Genomic DNA, 14,307 nt, shown 5'->3' with positions numbered 1-14,307 from the left:
TGTTAGCCCGTTCTTGTAACATCGATTAGGCTAACCTGCATTTTTTAACCTATGAGCCAAACTAATAATGACTATTACCTCCACTCTACGCCTAAGCCTGTGCGGAGCTGCTATTAGTGCCATCAGTGCGCTTGGCCTAATAGGCTGCTCAAATTCTTCTACTGACAATAAGACGGCGGCTGATAATAGTAGCGTCAACGCGGACAAACCAGCCAAGACCTTGGCCATAACCCAGATTGTCGAGCACCCATCGCTAGATGACATGCGCCGTGGCATCATCGATGAGCTGGCAGATAATGGTTATGTCGAAGGTAAAAACCTAACCGTTAACTTTCAGAGTGCCCAAGGTAATACAGCAACAGCTGGTCAAATTGCTAAGCAGTTTGCTGGCGACAACCCTGATGTTATTGTCGCTATCTCCACCCCTTCAGCGCAGTCTATCGTGTCAGCAACCACTACGATACCCATTGTCTATACTGCCGTTTCAGATCCACTGGGTGCCAAGTTGATTACCGCAGATGGTAAGCCGTTTCAGGACAATTTAACCGGACTTTCTAGCCAATTACCTCTAGAGCCCCAACTGGACTTATTACAAAAAATTAAGCCGAGTATTAAGACCATTGGCTATGTCTATAGCCCTGGCGAAGCCAATTCGGTATCTTTACGAGATGACCTGAAAGACGCTTTACCGGCGCGAGGCCTATCATTACTAGATATCCCCGCCAATCGCCCCACAGATATTGGGATGGCAACGCGCAGCTTACAAGGACGTGCCGACATCATTTATACCTCATTTGATAATAACGTGGCATCCGCTTTTGAAGCGATGACCCAAGCGGCTAATGAAATTAAAATGCCGATTATTGCCTCAGATGAATTCAGTGTTCAGCGCGGTGCAACTGCCGCCCTGGGTGTTAATGATTACGACTTTGGTCGTATCACCGGCAAAATGGTTTACCGAATCTTCAATGGCGAAGCAGTTAACACCATCAAGCCTGAAGTCATGAATGAGCTAACTTTATACGTCAGCCCTAAACACGCTAAAGCGCAAGGGGTTAACTTGCCAGCAGATATGCTTAAAAATGCCATCAATGTTGATACCAAAACTCAAAAATAAAGCTCAAAAATAAAGCTCAAAAATAAAACTCAGAAATAAAGCTCAAATAGCAAGGAAGCACATAACTGCCAGCAAATAAATATTAATTATTTATAACTGCTGTGAACACTACCCTGTATTTATTGTACGGACACATTACTATTTTTAGGAGTAACACCTATGTTGTATCGAAATCGTTTTGCCAAAGCTCTATTATGGGGTGGGGTTTGTACCGCTATCCTGACCGGTTGCAATCAGTCAGGGCAAGATACGACTGCTAATGACGCGGCGGCTGGTGATGCGGCAACGGCTATGAAAACTGTTGCCATCACCGCTATTGTTGATCACCCTGCACTCGACGAAGTGCGTAAAGGCGTTATCGATGAGCTGGCTGAGGCCGGCTTTAAAGAAGGTGAAAACCTAACCATTAATTACCAAAGTGCACAAGGTAACACCGCAACAGCGGGTCAGATTGCTAAGCAATTCGTCGCAGACAATCCAGACGTCATCGTTGCTATTGCCACCCCATCTGCGCAATCAGTTGCTGCGTCGACCAGTAGTATTCCTTTAGTATTCTCAGCGGTTACCGACCCAGTCGAAGCCAAGCTGGTTCCGAAACTTGATGGCTCTGGTACTAACGTTACCGGTGCCTCAGATGCGCTTCCTTATGAACCGCAAATCGAATTAATGCGCCAAATTATTCCAGGTCTAAAAGACGTCGGTTATGTTTATAGCCCAGGTGAAGTCAACTCAACCATTATTCTAAAAACGTTAAAAGAAAAACTGGCACCACTCGGTATCAAGGTGCATGAGGCCCCAGCGCAACGTAGTACTGATATTGCTATGGCAGCCCGTAGCCTTGCCGGTAAGGTCGACATGATCTATACCTCAACCGATAATAACGTGGTCTCAGCTTATGAGTCGCTGTACCAAGTGGCTAGAGAAAGCAAGATTCCTCTGATCGCTTCTGATACTAGCTCTGTTGCGCGTGGTGCTGTTGCGGCATTAGGGGTCAATTATTATGATCTTGGTCGCGAAACCGGTAAGATTGTAGTGCGTATCTTAAAAGGTGAAAAGGCAGGCGAGATCGCGGTTTACACCCCCCAGGTTCTTGATTTATATGTCAGCCCAAAAAATGCCGAAGCTGAAGGCATCAGTTTGCCACAAGCGGTTATCGATAAAGCAAAAGAAGTGGTAGAATAGCGTTTTTTATTAGTCACAACGTTAGACAGGTGGTTTTACTAAATATTTAATGATCAGTAGTCATCTGTCTTTCATGCCTTAATATGTTTGTTCAATATATAAACCCAGCGATAAGTCAATTAGCTGGGCTTATTGTTTTAGTTACGCTATAAGCTTCTATTTTGAGCATTTGATAGTGTTGAAAGTTCTTAATGTTTTGAGCCAAAATTTTAAACTCAAATCTTAAGCCAAGGTAGATTATGATAGTTCCCCATCGTGACATGTTTTGGTTTACCCTAACCGCAGATTGTTTAATCTGTTAAATTCACCGCTTGGCTGTTCGGATCATAGGTATTTATGAATGACGCTCATTTACTCTTTGCCCTAGACCCTGAACGCTTGGTTATGACTTACTGATCTCTTATGTCTCTAATTGCATTTTTTGGTGCGCTTGAAAGTGGTCTGATTTATGGCCTCGTAGCACTTGGCGTCCTTATCTCTTTTCGTACTCTAGATTTTCCTGATTTAACAGCAGACGGTAGTTTTCCGTTAGGTGGCGCGGTTGCAGGTATCTCTATTATCGCGGGCATCAACCCTTGGCTGGCTTGCGCTTTTGGTATGCTTGCAGGTTCTGTGGCAGGTATTGTCACCGCCTGGTTACATGTCAAACTCGGTATTTTGCAACTGTTGGCCAGTATTTTAGTGATGGTAGCACTATACTCAGTCAACCTACGCATTATGGGGGCGCCAAACCTGCCCTTATTAGGTGAAACTACTGTATTTAGCTCCCTAGTTAATGATGGTAATGGCTATTGGATGCGCTGTTTGATTATTGGCGTGGTGGTGGTCATCGCGAAGTTATTTTTAGATTGGTTTTATAATACCGAAACCGGACTATCGATGCGGGCAACGGGCTCCAACCTAAAAATGGCCCAAGCCCAAGGTATCAATACCTCATGGATGACCATTGTCGGTATGGCAGTTTCTAACGGACTGATTGCCTTAGCCGGTGCGTTATTTGTACAGACCCAGGGTGGCGCAGATATCTCTATTGGTATTGGTACTATCGTTATTGGTCTGGCAGCAGTTATTATTGGTGAGACCATTATTCCTGCTAAACGTATTTGGCTCATTACCATTGCGGTTATTGTCGGTGCGGTCCTTTATAAGCTATTCATTCAAGTGGCACTATCGAGCGATATCCTGCGTAGCATTGGCTTTGGCCCGCAAGACTTGAACTTGATTACCGCATTATTGGTGGTATTCGCTTTGGTATTACCTAAAGCTAAGAATAGATTTTTAAGCCGTAAATTACGCGCTTAAGATCAACGATCTAAAGCCACGATAAAAGCGACTGTGCTCACCTATAGTTAAAACACCTTAAAAACGCGACAGTACTGCTGGTATAAGCTTTTTGCAGCCTCTGTCTGCGTAGGCACAGCAAGCAAGAAAAACGTATGCCAGCAGTAAGTTAGGTATCGATATTACTTTTCATTGACTATAGCTTGAATAAAGCATCAGGAATAGTAATTAAGAACTAGTGACTAAAAAAATAGTAACTGAGGAACCATAGTTATGATGCAAGCCAAAGATTTGCGGCTGACCTTTAATCCGGGAACGCCGATCGAAAACCCTGCCCTACGCGGTATTAATATGAACATCGCTGATGGCGAATTTGTGACCGTTATTGGTACCAATGGTGCGGGTAAATCAACGTTTTTGAATGCAGTCAGTGGCACAAACTTAGTGGATAGTGGTTCAATCTTACTCAATGGTATCGATGTCACCAAAAAGACTACCCATCAGCGTGCCCATTGGGTAGCGCGGGTATTTCAAGACCCGATGGCAGGCACCTGTGAGGCGCTAACCATTGAAGAAAATATGGCCTTGGCCTATAAACGTGGCGGCAAACGGGGGTTAAGTTATGCCTTGAACTCTAACAATCGTGAGCTATTCCGAGAAAAATTGTCCGTACTCAAGTTAGGCTTAGAGAATCGCTTAACGGATCGCATGGGCTTGTTATCAGGAGGTCAACGTCAAGCAGTCAGTCTACTGATGGCCTCATTACAGCCGTCTAAAATCCTATTACTCGACGAGCATACGGCCGCTCTTGACCCAAAGACCGCGGCTTTTGTATTAAAGTTAACCGATCAGATTGTCACTGACAATAATCTGACCACCATGATGGTCACCCACTCAATGCAACAGGCATTAGCACACGGCACTAGAACCGTGATGTTGCACCAAGGCGAAGTGGTACTCGATGTTGCAGGTGAAAAACGTCAAGGTATGACTGTGCATGATTTGCTGGATATGTTCGAGCAAACTCGTGGCGAAAAAGTCGAAGATGACAGCTTAATTTTAAGCTAGTTATTTAAGTTTGAGTACCATTAAAGTCGCTGATTTCAAATCAAAAAAACCTCAAGTGTATAATCTCCCTTGAGGTTTTTTATGGTCTACTGGAACGATGTTGGTGGTTGGATAACTAATAAATTTGAGATTACACCGATAATAGGATACCCTTGTAGAGTGTTAATGTTACATAGGTTTAACATAGTTGTAGCTTTATTTATCAAATAACAAACTATTTTTAATGATAAATGAGGGGCTGTTTTTAGTATTGTAACTATTACTTCAGGTGTATCACATACCAGTTGCTAGTGACATGTTCACCTAGCAATTTGTCACTAAGAGCCCATTAGTATCAACGAGTACCAGCCGTGACGTGTGCAGAAGCACAACTCTGTGTTAGTACTAATAATACTAGCTGTCCTACTATAGCCTAGGTTATTGACTTAGTGCTTATCTGTACTGATGCTATTAGTTTTGACCTTATAATAGGTATCTACTTGGTATTTATTACTAATAGCTTTGCGGCGTATGTATCGCTCGTGGGCGTAATGGGTACTCCATTATCAGACGCTAATAGTAACTAGTCGACCCTATATTATCACTGCCTGTAGCAATACTTGGTCGCCAGCGACTCAGATAGTATGGCACGACTTAATGTGGCTAATTAACAATTGTGACGACTCCTATACTGGCTTAGTGGTTTTTATTATAGTCCCAACAGTTTTTATAGAATCCAACAAAATTTTATTTATTTAAAACAATTGCGAGGTGTGAATTTGAAAGCTGAGTCATTGTTCCAATTTTCAGCGCTGACTATTATTGCTTTATTGGTCGCGTTTTATGGCGGTACTTACTTACTGTCTTTATTAATTAAAAAAGATAAGGAAACCACCTCCGGTTTTATGGTGGCAGGCCATGGTGTCGGCTTTGGCATGGGCGCGGCGAGTATGACCGCGACCTGGATTTGGGCAGCATCATTCTACGCAGCTGCTACTTCCGGCTATAAATATGGCGTTTCGGGGCCGATACATTATGGCTTTTGGGGGGCATTGATGATTTTATTCATCTATCCCTTTGGCATGCGTTTTCGTGAACTGGCACCCAATGGACACACTTTAGGTGAGCTTATTCATGCCCGTCATGGTTCATCAAGCCAATTAATTTTAGCCATATCTAACATTATGGGCAGCTTAATTAGCTTGATGGTCAACTTTACCGCAGCGGGTGCCTTGGTATCGGTGTTATCACCATTATCATTTCAGACCGGGGTCATTATTGCGGGTGTCGGGGTGCTTAGCTATACCTTAACCTCTGGATTTCGTGCCTCAGTGTTTACCGACTTTGCTCAATTGGTCGCCTTGATGGCAATTGGTATCATTATTATTCCAGCAGTGCTATTTTCTATGGGTGGCCCTGCAGTCATGGTTAGCGGTCTGTCGAATCTAACTTTTGAGCAGCAAAATTTCTTTTCATCTGAAGCCTTTTTTCAGCAAGGTGCGCCGTTCTTTGTCGCCGTGTTGGCTTATGCTATTGGTAACCAAACCATCACTCAGCGCTTATTTGCGATTGATAAAACTAAAATTAAAGCCACCTTTGTTACCGCCACTGTCGGCTATGCCGGTATCGTTATCGGCCTAGGAATGATAGGTCTGATGGCGGTGACTATTGGTGTCGAGCCACTCGATGGTAATATGAATAACCTGATCCCACAGATGGTCAGTACATATCTACATCCAGTATTTATCGCACTATTCTTTATTTTGGTTATTGGTTCACTGTCATCAACTGCTGACTCAGATTTATCGGCTCTTTCAACCATTATGATGGCCGATGTCTATGGCAAAAATATTGCCAAAGAAGGTAAGGTAAAGCCAAAAACTATGATGCTAGTCGGTCGTGGCACTATGATTGTCGCCACTGCTGCCGGTCTTATTTTTGCCAGCTTCAAGCTTGATATTCTAGTGATGCTGGTATTTGTTGGTGCATTATGGGGATCCATCGTCTTTCCAGTAATAGCCAGTGTGTACTGGAATCGAGTGACCAATACCGCCTTTACCGCAGCAGTAATCGTAGGGCTGTTATTCTTTTGTATCGCTCGCTTTGAGCTGATCCCAATCGTCGGTATAACGGCGCTATTCTTTGAGGTTATGGCCAGTGTTGGCGGCGCAGTGGTCATAGGACTCATGGTCTTTGGCTTCTTAGGTCGTAAAATAGGACTGTTAGCGACTGTCATTGCGCTGCTGTTCATGTTGATATTCGCCACCGGGTTCTTACGTCAATATATGGTGCTGATCGCCTCGTTGACCGCTTATGGCGTCAGTACTATCGTTTGTGTGATTGTTAGTCTGATGGGTAATGAACGCTTTGACTTTGACTTAATCCAACAGCGCGTTGGTAGTTACGATAAAAAGTCTAAGGTTGATGCGCAGCCGGCACCAGATGCTTAACGCTCTGGTAACAATTAACGAATGGGTAACTATTATTAGGAGTTAATATGGATAATGTTTATGTCTACGGATTTTATATTTTAATCTGGCCGGCGATTACGCTTGGGGTGCTGATACTGATTTGCACCGCGACCTATCGCGATATTAAAAAAGCTCAGCGTAATAATACAGACATCGTTTAGCGTTTTGTTTCCTTCAAAGCGTATCTGATAGCTATTATGAGCAACATTACTGACATCACTGATATCACTGAGCAAAAGCTTGGTGATGATTTCTTAAGTAATGGCACCAACATAAGCTGTTTATTAGAGTAGTAAAATAACCATTGTTAAGCCAATCAAGTATCAATAAGGCATAAATGTAGTGACGATGCTAAATAAAGTAGCTTTAAAGTAGTTTCGGTGAAGAAATGACTTGTAATTTTTAATATTTTTGCTAATATAGGCATCCTTGATTGGCTGGGTGGCAGAGTGGTCATGCAGCGGACTGCAACTCCGTTAACGCCGGTTCGATTCCGACCCCAGCCTCCAATTTTTTATTAACGTTACGTTAATTTTGGCTTGCTTTATCAGCATAATTGCTTATAATAGCGACCACTATCTAACAAGTAGTTTGCTTACCAATTAGCATGTGCTTAGTAGATAATACAAGTTTTGCCCGGGTGGTGAAATTGGTAGACACAAGGGATTTAAAATCCCTCGCTAGCAATAGCGTGCCGGTTCAAGTCCGGCTCCGGGTACCATATAGTAGTACAGAAAATACCGTTGACTAGTTATAGTTGGCGGTATTTTTTTGCGTGTATTTTGTGATGGCTTGAAAAAGCTACCCCAATTCTTACCCTTAGTGAAAATAGTGGTAATGCTCTTTGTTCTTAATGGCGACTCAAAGCCAGTGAAACGGACATATTTGGACTTATTAGCTCTTTTATAAAGCTACCAAACCAAAAAACCCACACAATCTTTATTATTGAGTGGGTTTATTTATTAGTAATCTATCGAAAAAACTTTAAATCACTAGCTATCTACTGGTAAAGTTTATCGTCCCAACACCCTCAGGCCCTTTAATAGTTAGCCTGCTATCCAAGATGTCGCCTTTTGCATTAATTTTGTAGCACTCTACTGATGCACCATTAGGATCAAAAGCTAACAAGGTGTTTTCTGAGCTATTAATACAGAACCATGCCGTGTTATTAGTATCTCGCGTCAAAGACCAGTCTTGGCTATACATGCCTATCTTCTTACGTTTGCTGCTGTCACTATATACGGTCTCAGTTATCAACGGACTAGAATCGCCGACCTTAGCCAGTTTGGGGATAGTGGTCGTTTGAGTCGATAGCGAATACTCACCTGAACTATCAGTAAAACCCTGGAATACTAATGGCTTTAGAGTAAAATAATTGATAACCACTGATTGATTAATGACTTGATTGTTTGACTTGGTGATCGTGTTTATTTCGGTACCTTGTACCTGTTTATTATTGAACACCATGCTGCCTTTAGGCGTGACTTTAATGTCTGCTAATACATTTTGGTTGCCTACTACCGCCATTAACTTTTGGCTACGTTCTTTGACATAAATATTAAGCATTGCGGTCTCAACGGGATACTGAGTGACAACGTTATTCTGGTTTACGTTACCCGTCATTGTTCCACTATTTATACCACCAGCACAAGCGCCTAAGCTCAGTCCGAGCGCAATACACAATCCTAATTTTTTCATTATCGATCTCTTTATTTTAATTGGTTTATATAAATATTTACTATAGCTGAATCTCATACCAATGACATCTGCCAGTTACCTTCGACCCTGCTGTTATTACATCACTATAACAACTAACGATTTACAGAGCTTTGAAGGACAAAGAATACCTACCAGTCAAATCAATCAAGTAAAAGGTACCTTTATAGGATAAGCTGGAATATAGAATAGACCTCTTGCGAAAGTACCAATCCATTGAGCTGTATTAACGAAGCTTCAACGCTTAGCGATGACTTATGCAAGAGGTCTAATAAGCTAGCGTCAAACCATACCGTAGACTATCCTACAAACCAGATAAGCCCTTTAAACGCTTCAAATAGCAGGCTGCTATCAGGATTCAACGAGACATTAACAACTTGATGAACCTCAATGAGAAAAATAGGTAGTTAACAACAAAGACAATTAAATTTCAGGAGTGTATATGTCTGCAAGCAAAGAAGAGATTGTTGCCTTTATGGCATTAGAGTTTCCACAAGCTAAATTCATGGTCGAGGCAGTAGGTGATAATGGTGCGATCTTATCGCATGGTATTGGTATAGAAGAGCTGCGTCCTGGTGGCACGGTTTCCGGCCCCCTATTAATGAGCATTGCTGATGTAGCAATCTATGTCGCGATACTTGGTAAAATTGGTATTGTACCGTTAACCGTGACGACAAGCCTTACCATCAATTTTTTGCGTAAACCATCAGCGGAAGCACGTATTATTGCTGACTGCACCCTAATAAAGGCAGGACGTACGCTAATGGTAGGCGAGGTTTCTTTGTACTCAGAAGGCTCTAGCGACTTGGTCGCACATGTTGTTGGCACCTATTCCGTACCGCCCAAGCGTGACTAAACGACTTGATAAAAAGCTTTGTTTTTTGAACATTACTTTTGCTGCTAGGTCCATCAAAATAAGTTATAAAAAGTATAAAGCTTAATATCATAGTCGATTCAATTTAAGCAAGATACAGTGCGACTGGAATGAACTTTTGCGGCCTCTGTCACGCTTGCGGACAGTACGCAAGAAAGGTTTATACCAGTGGCGCACCTACTAATATCCCAACAACTATGGTCATACTGTAGCGAATATTTGATTGGCATTGAATAATGAACTATACACGCCACTTCTGGAAGTTCTTGAAGGGGCCAATTTATGAAAGAGAAGCTAAACGACGTAGTCACAGTTGTGTCAAAACTTAGTGGCTCTGACAAACCACTCTACTAATTCACGGGCAGGAGCCTCATTCAAACACTGGGGACAATTAAGATAGGTCATTACACAATCATTTAAATCAGTCAGCATATGTAGTAATAGTCCTAAACCAATTATTTTATAGGGCTTCGGCAAAAATAACATAACCGTATAGACTGCCATTGCATAATAAGTATGGAGCGGATGAAAGTTGATGCTACAGCGATTGGGTGAGAAGATAGGCGTGGCTAACAAATGGTCTAAATCTACCAACATGGTTGCTAATAGGATCAAATAGACTCGTTTATAGTCGTCAGGAAAGAACATATAGGCGATAATCAGCGGCATGCCAAAATGTAGAAAATAATGGATAATAGTTTGAATCATCGTCTTATCCAATTTCAGATAGTTTGTAGTGGTATAACAATGCTAGATAAAGCATAAGAGATTTTTCGTCTATTCGAATGCATGGAAACAATAAGCCCTAAGCTGTACTCAGCATTTCTAGAGGCTTTCTCTTGCAGGCTTTCTATTGCAGGCTTTCTATTGTAACCAACCCTCTTTAGAAACAATAGCAGGTGGCAGATCCGTTTCTCCCAGTGCTTCCAATAAATTGATTTCGATAGTGCGTGACAAAGCGGTAAGTGGCAGATGGTTAGCGGCCAAGCCAAAAGGCTCTTCTAGCTCTTCACTGAGCGCGTCTAGACCAAAAAAAGTATAGGCGATCACAGCACAAATTAAAGGAGTCGCCCAGCCTAAAGAAGACACCAAGCCAAAAGGCAACATAAAGCAATATAGATAAGTAGTACGGTGTACCAATAGCGTATAAGCAAACGGCAATGGCGTATTCTGAATGCGTTCGCAGGCAGCCAAAACTACAGTCATAGAAGTCAGACGTTCGTCCATATTTTGTACCATAAGCTCCGAAAATAGACGCTGACGCCGACTATAGCCAAGCGTTTTGCCCATCAGCCGCATTAAATATTCAGGCAAATTTTGCGCCTGACGCATGCTGAGGTGGTGTTCTGACTCTACAAAGCGATCGACGTCCTGCCAAGGCGAGGTGTCACGAAGTCGATGGCGCAAGGCATGGGTAAAGGCGATGGCAAGGTGAATGATACACCGCTGAGTGTGCCGTCCATTCTCGGTCTCCTCATCCATAAACGAGAGTACTTGCCGAGTCAGGCTGCGGGCATCAAATACCAGCTGGCCCCATAAGCCTCGAGCCTCCCACCAGCGTTGATAGCTCGCATTATTACGAAAGCCAAGAAACAGCGATAGAGTAATCCCAAGTAAAGTGAAGGGAGCGGTACTATAGGAGGAGAAAAAACTGGGAAACCAATGCTGAATGCTGGTTATCACAGCACTCAGCAAAGTGATCAGCAAAATTTGGAGATAAATCTTCGGGAGGATAGAGCCACGGAGGGTAAAAAATAGCTTAAGGGCATTGGGTTTGTGCCGGACAATCATGTCAGATTCCTAATGATTAGGTCCGTACGTGGGTCGTTGAATCTACAGTATGATTCCAATATAGGGTCGAAAGCTGTAAATTCAGCTCTACCACGAGTTTGTCGCAGACGATTAATTCAAGCACAGTAGTATAATGGGTTTCAGTTTTCAGGTTTCATATAATTGTAAACCTATTGCCCACTGAGCATGTCTTAACATCGCTACCAGGTACATATACATTGAGACTTTCAAATCATTAAATTCTATACTTAAGAGCACTCTAGACCCATTATTGAAAGCCCTTTTATAGTCTATACGCCCCCTGCCCCTTTACTTGATGCCTCGCTATTTTCTACCAAAATCGCAGCGGCACTTTTTTTGAGTGTCGCCCACTGCTCATCGCAGACATAGATCCCTTCTTTCCATGCACGTTGATGGGTTGCAAACAGCTCATCTGTTGATACTTTACGATCAAAATGTTGAATGTCTTTTTCGATATCAAAGTTAGCGGTCGACAGCTCAATAACCATATCATTAGTACTATAGTTGTTCTGTACCTCATTAAAAAAGTACAGATCAGGATAAACAAATCTTTTATCTAAAGTAAATATTGTATGCTTGGGTGCGCTGCCATTATCCCATTTGGCCAGACAAGCAATACCTTTTGCAGCGAGATTTACCAACTCACTGTAGGCCAACCAGCGATTGTGACAGTTGTGCAAATAGATTTTAAAATGATCGCGCTTGCCCATTTTTTCAAGGGCATAGTCCATCACTACCGGTAGATGACAGACCAGACTGCTGCCATGTAGATCTAAGCGGACTTCACTCTCGCCTTGTGAGACTATATCAATAGCGACATCGCGTTCAGATAGGATAAAAGGACTGGCATTATTAAAGTGTAAGATACCATTGAGGCCCGCCATCTGTAGCTCTGCCACCATAGAAGCAATCAAATCAGCCTCACCTACTTCACGCTGCATGCCCAAAAAGGCTTTATTCACTGTCGTTACAATTTCATTATGCGATACGATCATGTCTTACTCCTCTCTATAACACTTATGAAGGTGATGGTGTCAGCCCATCCAGTATCTATAGCTTATTTATTTTTGGTAAAAGAGGAAATAGCCACTCATCACTGTGTACTTCCTTGAATAAAGGCGCCCCTTGGAATAGCGTGACTCGTACCCAGCGATCCGATCTAGGATCAAACTTAGTCGCACCAAACATAGACAATTTACAGCGTAATAAATGCATCGGTAATGCGGTCTTTTGCAACACGTTAATCTGGATATCACCCATTTTTTTATGGCCCATGGTCCAGACACGCCGAGCAATTGAACGATACTTTGGCTGGCTTAATATAAATTCAGAAAGAAGTTGCTGCGAATCGGCTTGTTGTAATGCTAAGTACAAATTATTCGCTTGTCTGCCAATATCCAATAGAAACTCTTTGTCATCGCCATGTTCTTGTCCACGCACGCCCATTCTTGGCTCCTCTTTATCCTCAGAGCGATACCAAAACCAATAGACATTATCTACTGCGGCAAAATCAATGCTGATTGCCCACTGATAACGCGCTTCTAATACTGCGATAAGGTCTTGAACAACCTTACCACTGGGTAGCGACATACTCTCGTCAGCATTGGCTTGCCCAGAAAATGGATCAACGCGCTCAGGATAAAGCTCCATCAGGCAAGAGATCATGACCTCTTGGCTCTCAAAACTCAGATGATCGTTACGCTGTAAAAAATCCGCCCAAGTGATGCAGGCTTCAAGTTTAGTTGTGAGATTGTTCTGTAATGCCGTTAACTCATTAACCACCCTACTATTCAGTACGATTTGTGGCTCGTTAATAGTCACTACTTCAGAGAAGTGCTGAATCGCACGGCTCATTAAGTTTGTAAATATTGCTACTTTTTTAGGTTCAATATCACAAACCAATACCGCTTGTAGCCCACTTTCACGAGCGCTTAGCCATTGATCAACAACACAAGGATGATTAATTAAATAAGGCGCCATACCAAGGCCAGTGGCATTACCAATACCTAAATAGCGCTTAATTTCTGGATGTAAGCTGACTGCCTTGCTGCCACCCTTTTGCTCAGCCAAATAATCAACCCAATCAAGGCTGAATTCTCGCAGCAAATAAACCGCACACATCTGCGCGCGAAAAGACTGGTTAAAATCTTCGCTATGATTTAAAGGCTTAAAGTCAAAAATACCAAATTTACCGTTGCCATAGACCGCAGTGGTACGCAGGATATAACCCACTTGTGCCAACACATCAAGGTCAGGCTGCTGTCCATCGGCAAGCAAGCTGACAATATGATCAAAAACCCGGACACTTTTATTGGCACGCGCGAGCACCATGACCATATTAGAGTTGCGGCCCGCTTCTTGTAGCGGCACATTGGCTTTTAGATTGGCCAGCAGCTCCTCGCCTATTTCGCCATAGACTAGAGCAAAAGTAACGTCCCACTTTTGCGCAATCACGCGATCATTACGCTCCTCATCAGCGATCTGATTGCAGAACACCACCAAGTGATAAACGTGTTCAGGGGTCTGCAAGCGGTAGATAACTTGCCCATAACCATCTTTATCTAAATCCCAAAGATGTTTGCTTAACGTCCAGTTCTCTTTGTCGATTTTACGCAGTAACGTACGCACAAAGCTGATACGGGTTTGATGCATTGCACCCAATCGCTCAGAATGCATCACCACATCCGGAGTGCGAGAATCAGGGGTACGTAAGCTGACTGCGTCTAGCTTGTTATTGACTGGATTATTATTGATTAATGGGCTGTGTTGCATGTTAATTACCACCTTAAATAATGGGTTAAGCCAAC

Annotated in this window: 12 protein-coding genes and 2 tRNA genes; 9 read left to right on the top strand and 5 right to left on the bottom strand. The window is 42.7% G+C overall.

Annotated features, from left to right (window positions below; translation table 11 throughout):
* Positions 1–67: 67 nt before the first annotated feature.
* From RCH20_RS01165 to RCH20_RS01130, 8 genes are all read left to right on the top strand, one after another.
* A complete protein-coding gene (locus tag RCH20_RS01165) occupies positions 68–1,117 on the top strand; it encodes an ABC transporter substrate-binding protein (RefSeq protein ID WP_327192290.1) in 1,050 nt (349 codons plus the stop codon).
* 159 nt (positions 1,118–1,276) lie between these two features.
* Positions 1,277–2,299, top strand: a complete 1,023-nt coding sequence (locus RCH20_RS01160) for an ABC transporter substrate-binding protein (protein WP_327192289.1) — start codon at positions 1,277–1,279, stop codon at positions 2,297–2,299.
* Between the two features lie 402 nt (positions 2,300–2,701).
* Positions 2,702–3,601, top strand: a complete 900-nt coding sequence (locus RCH20_RS01155; protein ID WP_327192288.1) for an ABC transporter permease — start codon at positions 2,702–2,704, stop codon at positions 3,599–3,601.
* A 252-nt stretch (positions 3,602–3,853) separates the two neighbouring features.
* Complete coding sequence (locus RCH20_RS01150; RefSeq protein WP_209956827.1) at positions 3,854–4,648, top strand: ABC transporter ATP-binding protein; 795 nt, start codon at positions 3,854–3,856, stop codon at positions 4,646–4,648.
* Positions 4,649–5,421: 773 nt separating this feature from the next.
* Positions 5,422–7,077, top strand: coding sequence for a sodium:solute symporter family protein (locus RCH20_RS01145; RefSeq protein WP_327192344.1), 1,656 nt, complete (start codon positions 5,422–5,424; stop codon positions 7,075–7,077).
* A 47-nt stretch (positions 7,078–7,124) separates the two neighbouring features.
* Positions 7,125–7,259: a putative transporter small subunit gene (locus RCH20_RS01140; RefSeq protein WP_209956826.1), complete on the top strand. Its 135-nt coding sequence runs from the start codon at positions 7,125–7,127 to the stop codon at positions 7,257–7,259.
* Positions 7,260–7,533: 274 nt separating this feature from the next.
* A tRNA-Cys gene (locus RCH20_RS01135) sits at positions 7,534–7,607 on the top strand.
* 125 nt (positions 7,608–7,732) lie between these two features.
* Positions 7,733–7,819 (top strand) — tRNA-Leu (locus RCH20_RS01130).
* 275 nt (positions 7,820–8,094) lie between these two features.
* Here the strand turns inward: RCH20_RS01130 and RCH20_RS01125 are convergent.
* The gene (locus RCH20_RS01125) at positions 8,095–8,796 is read right to left on the bottom strand and encodes a hypothetical protein (protein WP_209956825.1); all 702 of its coding nucleotides are present in this window, start codon (positions 8,794–8,796) and stop codon (positions 8,095–8,097) included.
* Between the two features lie 460 nt (positions 8,797–9,256).
* Here RCH20_RS01125 and RCH20_RS01120 point away from each other — a divergent pair, with 460 nt between their 5' ends.
* The gene (locus RCH20_RS01120) at positions 9,257–9,670 is read left to right on the top strand and encodes a PaaI family thioesterase (protein WP_209956824.1); all 414 of its coding nucleotides are present in this window, start codon (positions 9,257–9,259) and stop codon (positions 9,668–9,670) included.
* A gap of 336 nt (positions 9,671–10,006) precedes the next feature.
* Here RCH20_RS01120 and RCH20_RS01115 read toward each other — a convergent pair whose 3' ends face one another.
* The 4 genes from RCH20_RS01115 to RCH20_RS01100 all read right to left on the bottom strand — a co-directional run bounded on the left by RCH20_RS01115 (position 10,007) and on the right by RCH20_RS01100 (position 14,272).
* Positions 10,007–10,396 carry a DUF6122 family protein gene (locus tag RCH20_RS01115; protein ID WP_209956823.1) on the bottom strand — a complete coding sequence of 130 codons (390 nt, stop codon included), beginning with the start codon at positions 10,394–10,396 and terminating at the stop codon, positions 10,007–10,009.
* A gap of 156 nt (positions 10,397–10,552) precedes the next feature.
* Positions 10,553–11,479, bottom strand: a complete 927-nt coding sequence (locus RCH20_RS01110) for a bestrophin family protein (protein WP_209956822.1) — start codon at positions 11,477–11,479, stop codon at positions 10,553–10,555.
* A 290-nt stretch (positions 11,480–11,769) separates the two neighbouring features.
* Positions 11,770–12,495, bottom strand: a complete 726-nt coding sequence (locus RCH20_RS01105; RefSeq protein WP_209956821.1) for a DUF3726 domain-containing protein — start codon at positions 12,493–12,495, stop codon at positions 11,770–11,772.
* 55 nt (positions 12,496–12,550) lie between these two features.
* Positions 12,551–14,272 carry a hypothetical protein gene (locus RCH20_RS01100; protein WP_327192287.1) on the bottom strand — a complete coding sequence of 574 codons (1,722 nt, stop codon included), beginning with the start codon at positions 14,270–14,272 and terminating at the stop codon, positions 12,551–12,553.
* Between the last annotated feature and the right edge of the window lie 35 nt (positions 14,273–14,307).

Origin of the sequence: Psychrobacter sp. PL15 (genome assembly GCF_035984995.1) — a bacterium.
In the GTDB taxonomy this organism is placed as follows: Bacteria; Pseudomonadota; Gammaproteobacteria; order Pseudomonadales; family Moraxellaceae; genus Psychrobacter.
Note: the sequence above shows the minus strand (reverse complement) of the source record. Positions and strands in the feature narration are given on the sequence as shown.

What these genes read in the sequence shown, in the direction of transcription:
- RCH20_RS01100 (WP_327192287.1), bottom strand. Translation starts at nt 14,272, where the DNA reads ATGCAACACAGCCCATTAATCAATAATAATCCAGTCAATAACAAGCTA.
- RCH20_RS01110 (WP_209956822.1), bottom strand. Translation starts at nt 11,479, where the DNA reads ATGATTGTCCGGCACAAACCCAATGCCCTTAAGCTATTTTTTACCCTC.
- RCH20_RS01160 (WP_327192289.1), top strand. Translation starts at nt 1,277, where the DNA reads ATGTTGTATCGAAATCGTTTTGCCAAAGCTCTATTATGGGGTGGGGTT.
- RCH20_RS01165 (WP_327192290.1), top strand. Translation starts at nt 68, where the DNA reads ATGACTATTACCTCCACTCTACGCCTAAGCCTGTGCGGAGCTGCTATT.
- RCH20_RS01150 (WP_209956827.1), top strand. Translation starts at nt 3,854, where the DNA reads ATGATGCAAGCCAAAGATTTGCGGCTGACCTTTAATCCGGGAACGCCG.
- RCH20_RS01115 (WP_209956823.1), bottom strand. Translation starts at nt 10,396, where the DNA reads ATGATTCAAACTATTATCCATTATTTTCTACATTTTGGCATGCCGCTG.
- RCH20_RS01120 (WP_209956824.1), top strand. Translation starts at nt 9,257, where the DNA reads ATGTCTGCAAGCAAAGAAGAGATTGTTGCCTTTATGGCATTAGAGTTT.
- RCH20_RS01125 (WP_209956825.1), bottom strand. Translation starts at nt 8,796, where the DNA reads ATGAAAAAATTAGGATTGTGTATTGCGCTCGGACTGAGCTTAGGCGCT.
- RCH20_RS01155 (WP_327192288.1), top strand. Translation starts at nt 2,702, where the DNA reads ATGTCTCTAATTGCATTTTTTGGTGCGCTTGAAAGTGGTCTGATTTAT.
- RCH20_RS01140 (WP_209956826.1), top strand. Translation starts at nt 7,125, where the DNA reads ATGGATAATGTTTATGTCTACGGATTTTATATTTTAATCTGGCCGGCG.
- RCH20_RS01105 (WP_209956821.1), bottom strand. Translation starts at nt 12,495, where the DNA reads ATGATCGTATCGCATAATGAAATTGTAACGACAGTGAATAAAGCCTTT.